Origin of the sequence: Exiguobacterium sp. s89 (assembly GCF_018617735.1) — a bacterium.
In the GTDB taxonomy this organism is placed as follows: domain Bacteria; phylum Bacillota; class Bacilli; order Exiguobacteriales; family Exiguobacteriaceae; genus Exiguobacterium; species Exiguobacterium marinum.
Genome location: NZ_JACSKS010000001.1, coordinates 1106352 through 1124821 on the forward strand (window position 1 = coordinate 1106352; position 18470 = coordinate 1124821).

The 18470-nt window shown below is 46.8% G+C and carries 22 protein-coding genes; 9 read left to right on the top strand and 13 right to left on the bottom strand.

What is annotated here, in order from left to right:
• The 4 genes from hemG to KNO96_RS05635 all read right to left on the bottom strand — a co-directional run bounded on the left by hemG (position 1) and on the right by KNO96_RS05635 (position 3782).
• Entirely contained in the window at positions 1-1392 is a 1392-nt protein-coding gene (hemG, locus tag KNO96_RS05620) for a protoporphyrinogen oxidase (protein WP_214702718.1), read from the bottom strand.
• Positions 1385-2314 carry a ferrochelatase gene (gene hemH, locus KNO96_RS05625; RefSeq protein WP_214702720.1) on the bottom strand — a complete coding sequence of 310 codons (930 nt, stop codon included), beginning with the start codon at positions 2312-2314 and terminating at the stop codon, positions 1385-1387. The genes hemG and hemH overlap by 8 nt, the downstream gene beginning before the upstream one ends.
• Positions 2311-3360: a uroporphyrinogen decarboxylase gene (hemE, locus tag KNO96_RS05630; RefSeq protein WP_214702721.1), complete on the bottom strand. Its 1050-nt coding sequence runs from the start codon at positions 3358-3360 to the stop codon at positions 2311-2313. The genes hemH and hemE overlap by 4 nt, the downstream gene beginning before the upstream one ends.
• A gap of 116 nt (positions 3361-3476) precedes the next feature.
• Positions 3477-3782, bottom strand: a complete 306-nt coding sequence (locus tag KNO96_RS05635) for a MerR family transcriptional regulator (RefSeq protein ID WP_026826667.1) — start codon at positions 3780-3782, stop codon at positions 3477-3479.
• Between the two features lie 121 nt (positions 3783-3903).
• Between KNO96_RS05635 and KNO96_RS05640 the strand changes: the two genes are divergently transcribed.
• On the top strand, positions 3904-5208 hold the full coding sequence (locus tag KNO96_RS05640; RefSeq protein WP_251124992.1) for an ammonium transporter: 1305 nt from the start codon (positions 3904-3906) through the stop codon (positions 5206-5208).
• 45 nt (positions 5209-5253) lie between these two features.
• Here KNO96_RS05640 and KNO96_RS05645 read toward each other — a convergent pair whose 3' ends face one another.
• Together KNO96_RS05645 and KNO96_RS05650 are read right to left on the bottom strand one after the other, a co-directional pair.
• Positions 5254-6387, bottom strand: coding sequence for an ABC transporter permease (locus tag KNO96_RS05645; RefSeq protein WP_214702729.1), 1134 nt, complete (start codon positions 6385-6387; stop codon positions 5254-5256).
• Complete coding sequence (locus tag KNO96_RS05650; protein WP_026826669.1) at positions 6384-7121, bottom strand: ABC transporter ATP-binding protein; 738 nt, start codon at positions 7119-7121, stop codon at positions 6384-6386. The genes KNO96_RS05645 and KNO96_RS05650 overlap by 4 nt, the downstream gene beginning before the upstream one ends.
• 169 nt (positions 7122-7290) lie before the next feature.
• Between KNO96_RS05650 and KNO96_RS05655 the strand changes: the two genes are divergently transcribed.
• The gene (locus tag KNO96_RS05655) at positions 7291-7542 is read left to right on the top strand and encodes a GlsB/YeaQ/YmgE family stress response membrane protein (protein ID WP_026826670.1); all 252 of its coding nucleotides are present in this window, start codon (positions 7291-7293) and stop codon (positions 7540-7542) included.
• A 45-nt stretch (positions 7543-7587) separates the two neighbouring features.
• Here the strand turns inward: KNO96_RS05655 and KNO96_RS05660 are convergent, their stop codons facing one another.
• Positions 7588-8637, bottom strand: a complete 1050-nt coding sequence (locus tag KNO96_RS05660; RefSeq protein WP_214702731.1) for a hypothetical protein — start codon at positions 8635-8637, stop codon at positions 7588-7590.
• Between the two features lie 122 nt (positions 8638-8759).
• Between KNO96_RS05660 and KNO96_RS05665 the strand changes: the two genes are divergently transcribed.
• The gene (locus KNO96_RS05665) at positions 8760-9188 is read left to right on the top strand and encodes an HIT family protein (RefSeq protein WP_214702733.1); all 429 of its coding nucleotides are present in this window, start codon (positions 8760-8762) and stop codon (positions 9186-9188) included.
• Positions 9189-9221: 33 nt separating this feature from the next.
• Here KNO96_RS05665 and KNO96_RS05670 read toward each other — a convergent pair whose 3' ends face one another.
• On the bottom strand, positions 9222-9557 hold the full coding sequence (locus KNO96_RS05670) for a hypothetical protein (protein ID WP_026826673.1): 336 nt from the start codon (positions 9555-9557) through the stop codon (positions 9222-9224).
• 168 nt (positions 9558-9725) lie between these two features.
• Between KNO96_RS05670 and KNO96_RS05675 the strand changes: the two genes are divergently transcribed.
• Both KNO96_RS05675 and KNO96_RS05680 read left to right on the top strand, forming a co-directional pair.
• Positions 9726-10082 carry a hypothetical protein gene (locus KNO96_RS05675; protein WP_214702735.1) on the top strand — a complete coding sequence of 119 codons (357 nt, stop codon included), beginning with the start codon at positions 9726-9728 and terminating at the stop codon, positions 10080-10082.
• A 63-nt stretch (positions 10083-10145) separates the two neighbouring features.
• On the top strand, positions 10146-10715 hold the full coding sequence (locus KNO96_RS05680; RefSeq protein ID WP_026826675.1) for an HTH-type transcriptional regulator Hpr: 570 nt from the start codon (positions 10146-10148) through the stop codon (positions 10713-10715).
• Here the strand turns inward: KNO96_RS05680 and KNO96_RS05685 are convergent.
• A complete protein-coding gene (locus KNO96_RS05685; protein ID WP_235181862.1) occupies positions 10699-11037 on the bottom strand; it encodes a DUF1878 family protein in 339 nt (112 codons plus the stop codon). The genes KNO96_RS05680 and KNO96_RS05685 overlap by 17 nt on opposite strands.
• 152 nt (positions 11038-11189) lie before the next feature.
• Between KNO96_RS05685 and KNO96_RS05690 the strand changes: the two genes are divergently transcribed.
• The gene (locus KNO96_RS05690) at positions 11190-12179 is read left to right on the top strand and encodes a peptidylprolyl isomerase (protein ID WP_026826677.1); all 990 of its coding nucleotides are present in this window, start codon (positions 11190-11192) and stop codon (positions 12177-12179) included.
• A 53-nt stretch (positions 12180-12232) separates the two neighbouring features.
• Here KNO96_RS05690 and KNO96_RS05695 read toward each other — a convergent pair whose 3' ends face one another.
• Positions 12233-13192 carry an HD domain-containing protein gene (locus KNO96_RS05695; protein WP_051545994.1) on the bottom strand — a complete coding sequence of 320 codons (960 nt, stop codon included), beginning with the start codon at positions 13190-13192 and terminating at the stop codon, positions 12233-12235.
• Positions 13193-13273: 81 nt separating this feature from the next.
• Here KNO96_RS05695 and KNO96_RS05700 point away from each other — a divergent pair, with 81 nt between their 5' ends.
• Genes KNO96_RS05700 through KNO96_RS05710 form a run of 3 tightly spaced genes read left to right on the top strand, consistent with a single transcriptional unit; the run spans position 13274 to position 15583 of the window.
• Entirely contained in the window at positions 13274-14197 is a 924-nt protein-coding gene (locus KNO96_RS05700) for a magnesium transporter CorA family protein (RefSeq protein ID WP_214702737.1), read from the top strand.
• Positions 14198-14233: 36 nt separating this feature from the next.
• A complete protein-coding gene (gene dinB, locus KNO96_RS05705) occupies positions 14234-15325 on the top strand; it encodes a DNA polymerase IV (protein ID WP_214702749.1) in 1092 nt (363 codons plus the stop codon).
• Positions 15326-15364: 39 nt separating this feature from the next.
• Positions 15365-15583 carry a YhzD family protein gene (locus KNO96_RS05710; RefSeq protein ID WP_026826680.1) on the top strand — a complete coding sequence of 73 codons (219 nt, stop codon included), beginning with the start codon at positions 15365-15367 and terminating at the stop codon, positions 15581-15583.
• A gap of 38 nt (positions 15584-15621) precedes the next feature.
• Here KNO96_RS05710 and KNO96_RS05715 read toward each other — a convergent pair whose 3' ends face one another.
• The 3 genes from KNO96_RS05715 to KNO96_RS05725 all read right to left on the bottom strand — a co-directional run bounded on the left by KNO96_RS05715 (position 15622) and on the right by KNO96_RS05725 (position 18450).
• Positions 15622-16107: a hypothetical protein gene (locus tag KNO96_RS05715; RefSeq protein ID WP_214702751.1), complete on the bottom strand. Its 486-nt coding sequence runs from the start codon at positions 16105-16107 to the stop codon at positions 15622-15624.
• Positions 16108-16170: 63 nt separating this feature from the next.
• On the bottom strand, positions 16171-17949 hold the full coding sequence (locus KNO96_RS05720) for an SLC13 family permease (protein ID WP_214702753.1): 1779 nt from the start codon (positions 17947-17949) through the stop codon (positions 16171-16173).
• Positions 17950-18078: 129 nt separating this feature from the next.
• Positions 18079-18450 (bottom strand): YlbF family regulator, encoded by a 372-nt coding sequence (locus KNO96_RS05725; RefSeq protein WP_026826683.1) that lies wholly within the window; start codon positions 18448-18450, stop codon positions 18079-18081.
• Between the last annotated feature and the right edge of the window lie 20 nt (positions 18451-18470).

Consider the following 18470-nt stretch of genomic DNA (forward strand, 5'->3'; position numbering starts at 1 on the left):
TCAAATCTCAACCTTTTCGCCCAATGCCTTCACTTGTTCTCTTACACTCTTCACACAGTCCGGCATTCCGATTCCGTCATAGGCGATTCCAGCGAGAATGACCCCTGGATACAAACGGCCCATCTCGGCACGCAGCGCCTTGACACGGTCAGCGTGAAAGACCGCATACGGGGGCAAACCATCACGGAGTCGACTGACAACCGTCTGAACCGGTTCACGATGAATGCGCATGAGACCTTGAAGGTCGTGTAGTGCCGTCTCGATAATGTCTTCATCAGACGCTTCGACGATTTCATCTGCTCCGGGGCGACCTAAAAAGACGCGGAGGACGTGATATCCTTCTGGTACGGCGTGTGGCCATTTCTGGTCGATGAACGTACACGCTGTAATCGTTACATCCGCTTCCTGACTCGCGACAAATCCGGTTCCGACAAACGGAAGCTCGATGTCCTCTTCTTTGAAGACTAAAGAACAGGTCGCTGTCGCATGTGGCTTCATATCTGCCAAAAAGTCACTATCGACTTTCGGGAGGAATTGACGAATGAGACGGGGCGGCACCGTCAACACGAGATGGTCCGTATCGATATCACCACGTGTTGTAAACAATCGATATCCTTCTTCACGCTCGGACACTTGTTCGACGGAGCAATTAAAAATGACCTCGGTCCGCTCCAATCGTTCAGCGAGTCGATCTGTGAGCGATTTTAGCCCCCGCTGCAATGAGGCGAACTGACCGACTTTCTTCGCACCAACTTCAGCTACCCGCTGTTCAGGACGTAAATGCCGCATCCCTTCGTATAAGTTCCCGTATTTCTGTTCTCCTTCGATAAACTGCGGGAACGTCGACATCGCACTCATTTGATCGATATCTCCAGCATAGATACCAGAGAGTAACGGTTCAATCAATCGGTCGACGATCGGGTCTCCGACACGTTCACGAAGGTAGAGGCCGAGTGAGACGTCCGAGTCTGGCGTCTCTACTTTTGGTGGTGACAGCAACATCCGCTTCAAGTCCTCGTGCTCTTCCTCCGAGAGCAACGTCGTCTCACGAAACGCGTTGACGTCTAGCGGAATCCCCATTACCGTCTGTTTCGGGATTGGATGGAGTCCGTCATGATGAAGGACGTAAGCCTGCCCGACACCGTTTCGAACGAGTTCATCCCCTAAGCCGACGTCTTCAATTAATTCCGTCATCGCAGTCTTTCGAAAGACGTACGAATCCGGTCCACGTTCAACCGCAAATTCTCCTGTTTCATACGTATCAATCTTTCCACCGAGGCGATCTGTCGCCTCGAGCAACGTGATGGTCACGTCTTCCGGCAAATAACGCTCCGCATAAAAAGCGGCGGTGAGACCTGTGATCCCACCACCGACAATCGTGAATTTACGCATGATGCACGATCACGCTTTCCATTCGATCCGCGATGGCTTCGATGAAGCTTCGCTCTGCATTTGGCATAGCTGGACGTGCGTAGTGAACACCGAGGCGGTCACAGACAACTTTACACTCGACGTCGTTGTCGAACAATACTTCGAGATGGTCTGCAACAAAACCAACCGGCGTATAGACGAACGCCTCATAGCCATATTTTTCATGAAGTTCAGCCGTCAGATCCTGTACGTCAGGTCCAATCCATGGATCCGGCGTGTTCCCTTCTGACTGCCAACCAATCTCATAATGCGGGACGCCCGTTTCAATGGCAATTTTATCAGCCGTTTCTTTCAATTGATCCGGATACGGGTCGCCTCCAGCCAAAATCTTCTCAGGGAGACTATGCGCTGAAACGATGAGACATGTCTTTTCAGCCGGTACAGGCAATGACGCATACGTATCGTTAATCGCATTCGCCCACCATTTGATAAACTTCGGCTCATCATACCACGACTCTACCGAACGAATGTCGATGCCATACTTCGCCGCTTCTTCATGAGCACGTCCGTTGTATGATTTGACGCTATATGACGAGTAATGAGGTGCTAAGACGACCGATACCGCCTCTTTGATGCCATCGTTCGCCATTTGCGCGACCGCGTCTTCTACGAACGGTTCGATATGCTTCAATCCGATATACAGTTTGAACTCGATTTCACCTACATGACGCTCATTCAAGATGTCACGAAGCGTCTCCGCTTGATCGATTGTGATTTTCGCGAGTGGAGATACGCCACCAATCGCCTCGTAGCGTTCCGTCAAATCTTGGAGTGCCTCCGGTGACGGCTTGCGTCCATAACGAATATGCGTGTAATAACGTTCAATATCTTCCGGTTTGTACGGTGTGCCGTACGCCATGACAAGTAGTCCTACTGTTTTCATGATTCGTTGCCTCCCATTTTTTCGCGTGAGTAGTCGTGAATGAATGCCGTCAATTTGACGAGAACAGCCGGATCGACTTCAGGGAACACCCCATGTCCCAGGTTGAAGACGTAACCAGGTTGTTTCATTCCTTCATCTAAAATCTCCTTAACCTTCTCTTCGATGACCGGCCATGGAGCTAACAAGAACGACGGGTCTAAGTTTCCTTGAACGGCTTTCGTAATCCCACGTTCCCGTGCTTCCTTTACCGACAAACGCCAGTCAAGACCGACCACATCTAGTGGAAGGTCATGCCATTCTTCGATTTGATGGCTCGCTCCGACACCGTGCATGATGAGCGGAATATCGAGTGAACGCAATTCCTTGAAAATTCGCTTCGTCGTCGGTTTGATGTAACGCGCATAATCTTTACGACTAAGCGTGCCGACCCACGAATCAAACAATTGAAACGCCTGAATGCCAGCATCAGCTTGCGCCTTCGCATACGTGATGACCATATCACCGAGTTTCTCCATCAACGCATTCCATACATCCGGTTCTGCATACATGAGCGCTTTCGTGCGATGATAGTTACGGGATGGGCCCCCTTCGATCATGTAGCTCGCCAATGTGAACGGTGCACCTGAAAAGCCGATTAGTGGGACTTCTAGACGTTCCCGCAATAAACGGATTGTATCAAAGACGTATGAGATATCATCTGGGTTTAACGGTTTAAGTCGTTCCACATCCTCCATCGTACGATATGGATTATCGATGACCGGTCCGATTCCGCTCTTAATTTCGACATCAACTCCCATCGATGGAAGTGGTGTCATGATGTCTTTATATAGGATGGCCGCGTCGACTCCGAGTTGTTTCACCGGAAGTTCCGTGACATATGCACAAAGTTCAGGATCATGTGTGATCTCGAATAATGACCTCGTCTTTTTAATCTCTCGATATTCCGGTTGATAGCGTCCAGCTTGGCGCATATACCATACAGGTACATAGTCCGTCGCCTCTCCTTTAAACGCTTTTAAAATTGTATCGTTCATACGTCGCGTCATTCCCCTCTAAATTTCTCCTACACTATTTATTCTCTTGTTTGTGAACTCAAAAACATTATACAGAAATTAATTAGAATTATGCTAATGTGAAGCATTTTCATTGTGTTTTCTTTGTGTCATTTTTTTGTCGGAAATGTTCGGAAGGCTGAATTCAATTGACCTCGAATCATATCATCGCGCTGTTTCGTCGACAATCGACGTTCGCGCTCTTTAATATCCTGAATTCGCCACCCATCCTCCAATTTGGTCGCCACTTCAATCAAACGCTCCACGTCATGGAAAGAATATTTACGTGACCCACCTTTAGTCCGTTCAGGCAAGACAAGACCTTTTTCTTCATAGTAGCGGACTTGACGCTCCGAAAGCCCCGTTAAATCTGTCACGACGCCCATTCCGATGACCTTCTTCGATTTGTAGTCCATTCTCTCCCGCCCTCCCTATTTAAAAAACTATGTCAGATAATCTGACAAAATGCAATCCAACGTCGTTTTTTCATTTTACACTGAAGTCAACTTTTGGAAAGCACCTAAGAAAAAGGAGGGCATGAACATGGAAGACATTCTCTATTATATGGACACGCTGTATGTACTCATCGCTGCATTGCTCGTATTGACGATGCAATTAGGTTTCGGATTACTCGAGACCGGGACGCTCCGAGCCAAGAACGCCGGTCACGTCGCGGTCAAACAAATAATCAGCCTCTCTGTGGCGGCACTCGCTTTTTGGGCGGTCGGGTTCGGCCTCTCGTTCGGAGATGGAACGACTTGGTTCGGGACAGAAGGTTTCTTCTTGAGTGGATCGTTCTCAAGCCTCGATTGGGCGAACGTTTCAATCGACATCAAATTCTTATTCCAGTTATCATTTGTTGCAGTCTCACTCGCCATCGCTTGGGGTGGATTTGCGGAACGGGCTAAGCTGTCTGCCTACGTTCTCTTCGGTATCTTCTTCGTTGCTATCCTCTATCCAATCGTCGCACGCTCAGTATGGGCTGGCGGTATGCTGGGATCAATGGGTATGCAAGACTTCGCGGGTTCAGCGGTCGTTCACCTTCAAGGTGGGATGGCGGCGCTCATGGCTACCATCATCTTAAAACCACGTCGTAAGACGGAATCACTCGCTGGTCATAACCACGTCTTAACCGTTGTTGGCGGTCTCGTCCTTTGGCTTTGCTGGTTCGGATTCAACGCCGGCTCGACGATGTCGGTCGCTGACGGATTCTTCGGATACGTTGCATTGACGACGATGCTCGCCACAGCAGCTGGTGCGCTCGGTGCCCTTGCCATCGTCATGCTCCATCGGAAAACGGCAGATATCCCGTCAATCGTCAACGGGGTTCTCGGTGCACTCGTCGCCATCACGGCGGCATGTGCGTTCGTCGAACCGTGGGCGGCCGTCGTCATTGGTGCACTCGCATCCATCGCGACATACGGAACGAGCATCTTGATGGCGAAATATGTGGATGACCCACTCTGCGCCTTCTCTGTACACGGAGTGGCTGGGATCATCGGAACACTCGCACTTGGCTTCTTCGCTTCTCCCCGACTTGTCGAAATTACGGGTATCGGTTCTGCCGGACTGTTCTATGGTGGCGGATTGACACAACTCGGCGTACAGACACTCGGTGTGTTGATCGCCATGGTCATCGCCGGTGGCGGCAGTTATGCTTTCTTGAAACTACTCGACGTCACAATCGGTCTCCGTGTCACGGAAGAACAAGAAGATGTCGGTCTCGATATCGCAGAACATGGTGTGTCAGCATACGGTGAAGTCGAAGAGTCGACAGAGAAACCAGGACGCTTTCCGAAAATTCTCGGTTCAAGCGTATCGGTCATGTCTCCTAAAAAATAATCTAATCATGCGAGAAGGACACCCGAAAAGGATGTCCTTCTTTTTTTATGTCAAACGGCTCAAGTAATAGCGAATGACCACAATCGATAAGATAAACCCAATCGCCGCGTCCCATGTCGCACCAAAAGCGATGGACACAAGTACGAGAACGATTGCCTGGACGATAAGCAACCGCATCGCCCACCATGAATACCCTTCAATCCGCTCGTCACGAGTAATTGGTAGCCAGGAGACTATTGAAACCGCCTCTAACCGCTTAAATAAAGGAACGAGCTGTAATGCTGTTAGTCCCACAAAGAGTGGCGTGACAAAGCCCACATACCACCCTCCTGACATCCACATGACAATGAGCGCTACTGCTGTCAAACGAAGAATCAAATCGAGCGAATCGTTTGACCGAATAATACGAAGGCCGTACACATAACGTGATGCGTCCACGTGCTGGAGTACTCGCCGTTCTAACAATTTCGTCAACAGTCTACGCTCCCGGACTTCTTCTCTCAAGGTCGGTAAGTCGACGAACCAACTGATCACCCGTTCAAATTGCGCCCGACTCTTCTCTTCAAGAGTCAACCAATGGAGAAGAGGAATCCGCTCATGTCGCTTAACGTGTAATAGAATGAACGGAGCAAAAGCCGGAATCCACGCCCACTGTGTCCAATCGACAAGAAGACAGACACCGCTCACGAGCGCAAACAGCAAGATCGTCCATTCGCGAATCCCCTCTACTCTAGCCAAACGTCCCGCAGCTGACAGCAAAACCATCGTCACGACGAATGATAGCACTTCCATACTCGAATAATTTTCCGTTCGCACGAGAAGTGGTAACAAAATGAGCAAGACGAGCAATGCACGCAGCAGGGCGAATGCGACATTAAACAGACGAACGCCAATCATATAGGATCGAATATCACCCAGCTCCGGTAGTAAGAACACTTGATCTGCATCTTGGATGAATGTTCGTGGACGATGACCGAGCGGGATAATCAACAGGATCGCCCCAGCAATCCATGCACCCGGGAACGTCCCATCGATTCGTTCTAAAAAATTGTTATAGACGAACGCCCCGTAAATCAAGGTGAAGTAGAGCGTGAACAGTAGCCCCCCGTTCGCGACATAGCGACTATACTTGACGACCTCTTCCATCCAATTTCCGAGTCTTGAAGTAAATCGATTCATGACGACTGTTCCTCCGAAGCAATCGCCTCGACATATATGTCATCAAGCGTCGCATCCGGTGATAATCGGTACACTTCACGTAATTCCGCGGCCGTGCCGGTTGCGATGACGACACCTTGATGAAGGAAGATGAATCGATCACAATGCCGTTCTGCCGTTTCAAGGATGTGGGTCGACATCAAAATCGCGCAGTCTTCTTTATACTCATCAAATAATTGGAGCAACTGTCGAATCGCCAATGGATCAAGACCAACAAACGGTTCATCAACGATCAAGAGCGGAGTCTTTGTCACGAGAGCACATAAAATCATTGCTTTTTGACGCATCCCTTTCGAAAAGACCGATGGGAACCATGCGAGTTGCTTTTCCATTCGCATCTCTTTCGCCAAACGGTTTGTACGCATAGTCAAATCCTTAGAATCGACATCATACGCTTTTCCCATTAACTCGATATGTTCTTGTAATGTCAATGTCTCATATAAAATCGGCGTCTCCGGTATGTAACTTACTTTTTTACGATACTTTTTTTCTGAAGACTGTAATGTCTCACCATCAATTTCTATTTGTCCGGATAGTGGTGACAAGAGCCCCAAAATGTGTTTGATTGTTGTTGATTTCCCAGCGCCATTTAGCCCTATCAAACCAACGAGCTCTCCTTTTTTCACTTCAAACGAAACGTCATGCAATACTTGTTTACCGAGATATCCGCCGTTCAACCGATCGACGTGCAGCATGAAAACCACACCTTTCATTTTCAACTTTTTTTTGTGCTATATGTTTTAAATGTTGTCACATGGGAATAATCACAACTGTAAGGCATTTTAAAATAAAACATCAATACTTCCATTGTTCCACAAAATCGTTGTAAAGAACAATGGGCAAAAAGAGGAAGGAGAATGGTTTATGGGGTTTATTCTTTATTTAATTATCGGGGGTATCATCGGTTGGTTAGCAGGATTGATTTTAGGTAAGGACGTACCAGGTGGAATCATTGGTAACATCATCGCGGGGATCATCGGTGCATGGTTAGGTGGACTTATCTTTGGTGACTTCGGACCAACAGTTGCGGATATCGCAATTATCCCAGCGCTTATTGGTGCGATTATCTTAATCTTGATCGTATCATTCGTTATGAAATCAATGCGTAAAAAATAAGATTATGTATCGGAGGGGCTTCCATTATGGAATGCCCCTCTTTTTTTATTCAATCAGTAAATACATCGCGTCATTCTTTTCGACAAACTGCTTCTCGGTCTCAAGGCCAAAGAATGTAAAGAACGATTCGAAGAACGATTGACCGTAATCCCACTCTGTACCGAGTTGGTGCTCTAGTTTCTCTTTCGGTTCACCAAGTAAGGCAATCAAATCATCCGGCCGCTTATCGAGATCGACCATAATCGACTGTACGTCCCCGTCATCATATGTGACCGTCAACTGTTCATAATCCCATTTCTCCTCACGCTTTCCAGTTGGTTCGCCAAGTGTTTCTAAGACCTTCTTCTCCGATTGTCCAATCAAGGAATCAATCGTTTCTAACGCATGTCCCGTTTGTGCTTCCACTTCGATTTCAATCAGCTCAGCCCGTTTTAAATCGAACTGTCCCGCAATCGATTCGTTCGATTCCGGCATAAGTGCATAATCAATGGATGCAGACGAAGTCAATTGAATTGTCTCAGTTTCGGATACCGTCTCACCGTTCGCGACGGCGACCGCCTTCACATCATAACTTCCCGGCATCTTTTCAAACGTTAGCAACCCGCCTGCTTCATCGATTCGTCCCACGCGCTGACCGTCAATCCAAATATTCGTCAACTGTAAGTCCGAAGTCACATCGATTCGTTGCGGGAGAAGCTCGATTCGATAGTCAGAAAAGCCGTATCGTCCTTCACCCGTGTCGATTAAACGAAACAAACCTTCCGATTCCACACTAGACGTTCGATCCGAGCGATCTTTCGCAACCTCTGCGATGGCATCGCCTCGAATTGATTTTTCATCATTTAACCAACGCATAAATCGCAACGCTTCCGCTCGTGTTAGTGGTTCTCCTTGATATTCCATCTTTTCTTCAAAAAAAGCACGGTCTTGTTCTAATAAGGCCTCTTTGAAAGCAACGTGAATTTTATCTTGTTCCGCCGCCGGCTTGTATGCGTATAAATAGAAAACAATAGCTCCAACTATAATGATCAAACTAAATAATAAAAGAAGAACTCTCGGGTTGCTCTCTTTCTTTTTGCTTCTCGTATACGACATTCACTCGTCTCCTTTCATATACTTCTATTATAGAAGGAATCGATTCCCCATCCAATCATTCTTGCGCCCGAAATTCCATGGTATGATGAAGCAGAAATGACTTTTAGAATGGAGGAATGAAGATGCATACCGATCCAACCTGTATCTTTTGTAAAATCGCTCAGCAAGAAATCCCGTCGTATCGGGTGTATGAAGATGAGGCTGTCGTCGCTTTTCTCGACCTCTCACAAGTGACAAAAGGTCACACGCTCGTCATCCCGAAACATCATACGAAAAACATTTACGAATTGCCTGAAGATGTCGCGGCGGATGTATTTAAACGAATCCCAACAATCGCTAATGCGATTCAGCGCGAGACGGGTGCAATCGGAATGAACGTCTTATCGAACGCAGAAGAAATAGCCGGGCAAACGGTGTATCACTTCCATATTCATTTAATTCCACGTTTTGGACATGAGGACGGGTTTGGTGCGAAATGGATTACGCAAAACGACGCCTTCACATCTGAAGAACTCTCCACCCTTGCATCGAATATCCATGCCCACGTATAAGACAGACAGAGACCCGTCGATGACGGGTCTCCTTTATGATTGATTGATAGAATCACGACGGCGCTTCTGCTCTTCTTCCAATTGCGCTCGCTCGACCTGAAGCTTAATCGCCACTTCATAAAGTTGTTGACGCTTTTTGACAGATGTCGCTTGTTCAAATTCTTTTCGTAATTCAGTTAGACGGGTATCTATTTCAAGGATACGCTTTTCTCGAATGGATTCTTCACGATCCTGTTCTGATTGTTTCGATGCTTCATATCCCGCCTCTAGTGTGTTCATAATCGATTCGGCCCAAGTGTCATCTCCCAGTCGCTTAGCGGCGAGATATAGGTCAAGCATATCATCTACCCAACGCTTCGCTTTCTCCACTGAGGATCACCTTCCTTTACCTGTATTTTAAAATAAAATGATTTTTCGGTCAAAAATGAATGTTCTGAAAAATTTTATTTGCGATATAGGTTTTTAATCACTCTTTTTTGGTAAAATAATATGAAAAGAATGTAATTCTGATGAACCGTGCTTGAGGAGGGGAATGAATTGTCGAGTCGCCAACGTCGAGATTGGATTGCTTTCGGCTTTGTTTTAGCATTTTTAGGGGTCGCCACGTTTAAGAAACTAGCGCGAGGAACCGCAAATGACGCCGCTGCGCAACAACATCGAGCATCCACAATCACTACGCTAAAAGAACAATTTGGAAATGTTGCGAAACATGCATCACATGTTGCCGCTGCAAGTAAGCTACAAGGAAAAGAATTGACTGATCAAGTGAAAGTCGAAGTCGAACGCTATCAACAAGACATTCAGCCTTCAGTCGATCGCATCCAAGAGAACCTTCAGGAGCTCTCGAACTTACAGTCTGCTATGACTGAAAAAACTGTCGATCAGACACAGTGAGTGTTTGGGGACATCGTCCGTCGATTATAATTGATTTTTTTTATCCGGAAAGGATGGATCGAGATGGAACACGAAAAAGAATTCACTGGCCCTGAGGCCATGCTCTATAGCCACAAAATTATTCAATTGAGTAAGGCTTTATGGAAAACCGTCGAAAAAGACTGGCAAAATTGGATTAAACCGTTCGACTTGAACATTAACGAACATCATATCTTATGGATTGCCCATGCTTTAGGCGGTGCATCGATCTCTGAAATTGCAAAATATGGCGTCATGCACGTCTCGACTGCTTTCAACTTCTCGAAGAAGTTAGAGGACCGTGGATTACTTACGTTTTCTAAAAAAGAGACGGACAAACGAAATACGTATGTCCAGTTGACACCTAAAGGCGAAGCATTGTTACTCGAGACGATTCATGCGTTTGACCCAGAAGGTAACGGTGTCTTCCGCGCTTCCCTTCCCTTGCAAGAACTTTATGGCAAGTTCCCCGATTTAACAGACATGACGGCCATCGTTCGTCGCTTGTATGGGGACAACTTCATGGATATCTTTGCAGAAACATCAAAAATGATTACAGAAGAGGCAGGCAGACGCCCTGATGATGAGGATGATCATCTCACTCAAGAAGCCTAACCTGCCGATACAGTGGCTCTGTGACGTCTAATTCGATTCCTTGACGGACGCATGCCTCAAGAATCGTTTTCACATCGAGCCTCGCATCTAACATACCTGCAAAATGAACGAGCAACGGCTCTATGGACGTAAATCCATAGCGCACTTGCTCGTTTTGTCGCGCTCGAATTTCATCAAGCAATTGATAAAATGACTCCACTTCCTGTTTCGTCAAGTTTGCTCGAATCACTTCATATTCAAACGGACGGTTCGTCCAATCGACAATCTCGAGTAAGATCTTCATCTGATACGCTAAATGCTCGACCTTCTCTTCTAGTGACACTGCCCTCACCCCATCATTTCACATTCTATTACATCATTATACGACAGGATTGTGTGCTATGATACTGTACAGACAAGAGAACAGCTGTCATGATTAGGAAAATGTGATATAGTCGGACTTAGAAACTTTAAGAATTATTAGGGGTGGAATACATGTCAAACGGAATGACGAATGAACCAAAAAAGCAAGATAAAAAATTCTCAACTGGCGCTCTCGTTGGTGCATCTGCAATCGCACTCATCATCGGTGCTGGCGGTACGTACGCGGCAACGAACGCGGGCGGCGGAGAATCAGATAATTCAGCAGTCGTCACATATAAAGGCGGCGAGGTCACTCGCGGTGAAATCGCGGATATGAGCTATGACCGGATGGTGCCACAACTCGCATTCCAAGAGACGATGAATGCACTTCTTGAAAAAGAATACGGTGACCAAGTCGACCAAGAAAAAGTAGACGAAGAATTCAGCAAGACAGAAGAACAATTCAACTCAGAAGAAGAATTCGAACAAGCGATTCAACAAGCCGGCATGAGTGGTACGGAAGAGTTCAAAGAAGCGCTTCGCGGGCAGATGCTTGTTGACGCAGCAAAATCTGAGCTTGTCGACGTGACCGATGAAGACATCGAAGCACAGTTCGCAAAAGAGAACGTAGAAGTGGAAGCTAGTCACATTCTCGTTGAATCAGAAGAAGAAGCACAAGACATCATCAAAGAGTTGAACGACGGTGCGGACTTCGCAGAACTCGCGAAAGAGAAATCAACGGATACAGGTTCTGGCGAAAAAGGTGGAGAGCTCGGTTACTTCTCTGCCGGTGCGATGGTACCTGAATTCGAAGAATACGCGTTTAAAGAAGATGTGGTCGGAAAAGTTTCTGAACCAGTCCAATCGCAATTCGGTTTCCACGTCATCAAAGTGACAGACCGTAAAGAGAAAGACTTGAAACTCGAAGACGAGAAAGACCGCATTCGTGAAGAATTAGCAGCTGAAAAATCAGCTTCGGTCGACGCGAACAAAATTTACGCAGAGTTGATTGAAAAATATAACGTTGACGTAAAAGATGCAAAAGCAGAGCAACAATTTGACGCTGTCAAAGAAGCGATTAAAAACGCAGACGAATCTTCTGAAGAATCGACTGAACAATAAGTTTAAAGGGCACTCCAACATTGGAGTGCCCTTATTTGTGAACAGATGCCGTATTATAATTTCGGACGATAAAATGCTCGATTATCGAGAGCCATGACACGTTCCGTGAACGCACCCGGTTCGACGCCTTCATATGCTTTTTCGAACATGTTCATGCGCGCATCGATGTTGTCGATGAAGAACAACATCTCCGCCTCAGGAAGTTGAGGCGTATTCGCAGAACCCCACTCCGGTTTACCGTGATGACTTAAGACGAGATGTTGCAACAACGTTGTCACTTCACGGTCTGTCCCAAGTTCACGTGACACGACTTCAAGCTCCGATGCCATGAGTGACAAGTGACCGAGCAACTTCCCTTCAAGCGTATACTCCGGTGTAATCGCATCGGACAACTCAATGACTTTCGCCAAATCGTGTAGAATCACACCCGCAATCAAAAGGTCCCGGTTCAAGGATGGATACAATTCACACATCGTATCCGCGAGCTTCAACATCGACATCACATGAAATGCCAGTCCCGAATAGACCGCATGATGATGTCGAACGGCAGCCGGATATGTGAAATATGCCTCTTCGTGACGATTGACGACTTCCTCGACAAGACGGCGAATCTCATCGTGTTGAAGTGACGTGATGAATCCACGAATCGTTGTCTCAAGCTCCGACTTCGGAATCGGTGCCGATCGTACGTAAGGTGCGATATCCACTTCTTGTTCGATAATCGAAATCTGCTTCAATTTCAACTGTGTCCGCCCGCGATAGTCCATCACTTCACCGGCCGCATGGACGATTTTTTTCGTCGCGTACTTCTCAGTATCGGCACTATCCCATAGTTTCGTCTCGATTTCGCCACTCTCGTCGCAAAGGATTAATGTTAAATAAGGCTTTCCGTTCCCGGCAAGTCCTTTATAGGATTGTTTGATCATGACATATTGGTCTAGCGTGTCGCCCACTTTGAGTTGACCGATTTTTGTCGTCAATGAAAGCACCTCTCTCTTGTTCAGTACCTTCATCTTATCGAAAGTTTGCGACAGATGCCAACATTCCTGACAATTTGGGAATACTATCAATGTAGCGAATTGGGGGAATGGATGATGGAATGGGATTGGTATACACGACCTGAGGACTATATTTATGTAGATCAACGATATGTTCAAGCTTATACGTATTGGCTCGAACAACTGACGACCGCAAACGTCACCAAAATTTTGGTCGAGGACGGTTTTATGTATGGTTCACTCACGCTCGACTATGAACAGTTAGAACGAGAACCGCAAAAAATTGGACATTACTTCATCGGACCCGATTTTTTATGGACGATTGGTTTTGATGATCTTCATCACGAGTCGATTCTCGCTAAACAATGTGACTCTCCGATTGAGGCTTTTTACGAGTTACTTGCCGAGCGGATGAACAACTATTTTCACGGCATCGATGAATTTGAAGAACGATTGTTGACCGCTCAACGTGAAATGACGGGACAGGTCCCTGCTACGTTCATGAATGAGATTTTTGGTCTTCGCAGTGAGATCGAACGGTGGTCGGACACCGTCACCCCTTACAAAGAACTCGTCATGGCAGGACGTGAGGCATTTTTAAATAAAGATTTACAGCAGTTGAAATCATACCAACTTGCTGATTATCGAGTCAGTCGCTTGCTGACGTTGATCAATCATTATCAAGAAGACGTGATAGCGATGACAGACCTCGCCTCCACACTCTCGAACTTCCGAGGAAACGAGATCATGAAGGCCCTCACCGTCTTCACAGCGCTGACGACCCCAGTCGTTGCGTTCGGTGCCGTTTGGGGGATGAACTTTAAACATATGCCTGAACTGGAATGGCCGCTCGGGTATGGATTCGCCTGGATCATGATTCTTCTCTTCACGCTCATCATCCAAATGTGGTTGAAACGGAAGAATTGGATTGGGTCGTTGTTACAGTTTCCGAATCAGACGACTTCGACGAAACACCGAACAAAACAAAATGTTAAAAAAACGAACAAAAGTTCGTTATAATGAAAGAAAAGTGTTTTGCCCAGGAAAGGTGATGTTATGGAACGACTCATCATTCACGTGGACATGGACGCATTTTACGCCTCTGTCGAACAGCGAGACCGTCCCAATTTACGAGGGAAGCCCGTCATCGTCGGAGGCCCACCTCACAGCCGTGGGGTCGTCGCGACATGTTCCTATGAGGCGAGGAAATATGGCGTACACAGCGCGATGTCATCACGTCGCGCTTTTGCCTTGTGCCCGCATGCGACATTTGTCAAACCAAGGTTTCAAGCATATCGCGAAGTCAGCGCGCAAGTAATGGAGATTTTTAAGTCAGTTACACCGCTCGTCGAACCGCTCTCGCTCGATGAGGCTTATCTCGACGTGACAGAGAATACGTTATTGAGCTCATCCGGACCCTTTATCGCCCGGTATATTTTAGGTGAAATCAAACGGCGTACCGGCCTTACTGCATCCGCCGGGGTCGCGCCTTCAAAATTCGTTGCTAAAATCGCTTCGGGATTTGAGAAGCCCAACGGTCTCACTGTCGTCCCGGCACATGAAGTGGCAGATTTTCTCGCTCCCCTTTCTATTGAAGCGATGCACGGGGTCGGAAAAGTGACCGCACAAACACTTTATAAGAGCGGATATCATACAATTGGTGATTTGCAAACAACTCGCCCGGAACAATTGAAAGCCATTTTCGGACATGATCGTGGACAACAATTATATGAACTGGCACACGGACGAGACACACGCCCCGTCGTCGCCACACGGGAACGTAAGTCGATCGGATCGGAGACGACGTTCGCCATTGATATCGATGACCCGGAAGAAGTGTTCGAACGGGTCATTCCTGAAATGGAGGACGTATTGCGTCAGCTCGATCGTCGCGAGCTGAGCTGTCAAACGGTCACCATTAAATTAAAGACGAGCGAGTTTCAGGCTCGGAGTCATCAAATCAAATTAAACCATCCGACTCATGACCACGACGAGATTCGACGATTGGCCCGACGTCTCTTCGATGAGATGAACGTCATCGAGCCCGTCCGTTTGATCGGACTGACCGTATCCGACTTGATTCCCCGAACTGAATCGACACGGCAACTGACATTCGATGAATTGACAAAACCTTCTCTTGAAGAATGAATAACCATTCATTAAAATAAAGAAAAGGGGGTCATGTGAATGGAAACATACACGGTGACAGGTTTCGAAAATGACGGCACGCTCGTATTGAATGAAATGTTTGAGGCGAGTGACGATCAATCCGCCAAAATAAAAGGACTCGACATGCTTCGCGCTGCCGGGCACGAGCATAAAGGGGCACGTATTGTGCACCAGGGGCAGCTCATCTATTTCGAACGGTGCAAATTACCGGGGAAATTGAAAGGCACTGCATCCTAATAAAAGTAGACCGAGGTTATTTTTCTCGGTCTACTTTTTTATTCGCTGTATTTCTCGTCCCATGCTTCCTGCCATTCTTGAATATCAGGATGAATGTCCTCTAGCGTTTCTCCGCTCAGACTATATCCGTTCCCCAAGCCCGATCCGTCGGTTACAGGGAAAGATGTCCCTCCGATCACCTTCCCATCCACGACCATCACCGACACTCCAGTCAGGCCGGCGGGAGATTGCTCACTTATCGGATGATCTTTCACAGTAAAGTTTTCATAGTATATAATCTTTCCTACGTATTCATCCGGTGACACGGATTGTAGTCCCCACGTGTTACGTGCACGATCTTCTTTCAACTCATCTAAGGTTAATGTGCTCGTATGCTCTCCTTCGAAAGAGACGATTGGATACTGTTGTTCCTCGAGATACTGTTCGGCCACCCGTCCGTTCTCCGTCAACTCGGGTTCAGGTTCCACTTCTTCCCCGCATGCAACGAGAAATAGACAGAGGATGAGCATCATCCATTTTTTCATGATCATCATTCCCTTCCTTCAGCCACTCTCTGATTATTCTTTTCGTCCCTTCTCAACTCCTGCTCAAAATGGAAATAAGAAAAGAATCATGAGTATACCGAAGAATGCAGTCAGTAGTTGCAGTGGCACACCGACTTTTATGAAATCTACGAATCGATACCCCCCCACACTAAACACCATCGCATTTGTCGGAGACCCGAACGGGGTCATAAAAGCAAGTGACGCCGAAATGGCGACGGCGATGACGAACGGGATCGGACTAACCGCCATCGATTCCGCAAGTGCGATAGCAAGTGGTATAAACAAGATAGCGGTCGCTGTGTTCGAGATGATTTGACTAAGTAGGATTGTCGCAATAAAAAGAACAACGAGCACCCAGCCAGGTCCATATCCGGCAAAAGAACTCTCTATCCATTCAACTAACCATGCCATGACTCCCGCGTGCTCAAGCGCAGTCCCTACCGGTATCATAGCTGCAATCAAGACGAGTGATGACCATTGAATCGATTGATATGCGACATCCATATGACGCACGGCCCCACTCAAAATCATTGCAAGTGCCGCTAACCAAACCGCAACGGTCGGGTCGACCCACTCGAATACAAACAGCACCACCATCATAAGCAAGATGATGCCTGCTGCAAGCTGATGATGACTGGATACGGTTCGATTGGCCACATCGGTCACCCGTTCATTCGAGAGCAATAGACGTGTGTCTTGTTCAATTCGTTCAAGGTCATCCCACTCTCCTTGTACCATCAATAAGTCACCTTGTTTTAGCGGGGTATCTTTCAATCGGACATGCGCAATTTCTTCTTGTGGACGAATTAATTGTAAGACGTTGACATGGAACTCACTCCGTAATCGACTCTCGCCGATACATTTCCCTACGAGTTGACTCGATGCTGGAATCGTGAATAGCGCGACGCCTCCTGCTTTATCATTTACAGCTTTTGCTTCAACCTTTTTATAAGGAATTTGTTCCTGATGTGAGAGGGAACGAACTTGCTGTTCGTCCCCACTAACGAGTAAACTTCCTGCGCGTATCACGGTGTCGGCGCGTGCTGTTTCATAGTGTTGACGTATCCCTTGAATACGTTCTTTTAGAACAAGAATCCCATTATGTGACCACTTCAGGTCACTCAACCGCTTCCCAATTAAAGGGTGGGATTTCTCAATCGATATGACATACACGCTCGGACTTGGTGGTTCTTTTGTTTCTTCTTTAGCCCACTCATTCGAGCTACCTTGATCGAGTAAACGATTTCCGAACAGACGGAAATAAACCAATCCCACGACCATGACGACCAAGCCAATCGGAAGCAGCGAAAAGAAACCGATCGGGACTTCCGCAAGACCACGTAACGATTCTGCTGCAACTAGATTTGGTGGTGTCCCAATCAACGTCATCGTTCCACCAATACTTGAGAAGAAGGCGAGCGGCATGAGATATGTTTTGGCAGACCTTTTAATTTGGCGCGCCATCGCCATGACGACTGGAATGAGTAATGCGACCGTACCTGTGTTTGACATGATGCTTGAAAGGAACGTGACGGTCAACATGAATAAATAGAATAATCTCGTCTCGCTCCCGTTGGCGTATGGGATCAATAAGGAAGCCAGTCGTTCTGCTAAGCCAGAATGAAACAATCCCGCACCGACCACGAATAGTCCGGCAATCATCAACACAACCGAATTTGAGAATCCGGATACCGCCTCACTCGGAGTCAATTGATTTGTTAAGACGAGACAGAGAAGTCCAATCACAGCAACCAAATCTGCCCGTAGCCATCCCATTATGAAAAAGAGAATCATCCCTAAAAGTATAAGGACAGTCACCATGACAGTTCACCCTTTCCCCATTATCACATCTTCATTATAATCCAGTTTATGAAAGCGCTTACTTAATAGGTGTGACAATCTCATCAACAAAAAAACGGATAGCCCGAAAGCTACCCGTTCATCATTGTCTTATTGAACTTCGTTTTCATTCACCATCGGAGCGTAAAGCTCTTCAAGTGGTTTCATGATGACTTTCGTTACTTCTGTAACGAGCTGGTGCATGCGTTGCTCTTCTTGCATGAGCTCCATGATCAATTCGTTCTGTTGAACGCTCATCATTTTCGTTTGCGCATCCATCATTTCCTGCTCAGAGATTTCCTCTCCTTGCATTTGCTTTTGTTGAAGCGTCATTTGGATGTTACGGAAGTCAGCGAACAACTGGTTCGCTTCCGCATCCGCATTGACACGATCGTATAAAGAAGAGAGTGTTGTGAACTCTTCAGAATCGCGAAGTGCTTTCTCCAATTGGTAAGCTTGGTCGTACAAGTTTGTTTGTGACATGTAACGTCCTCCTAAATACT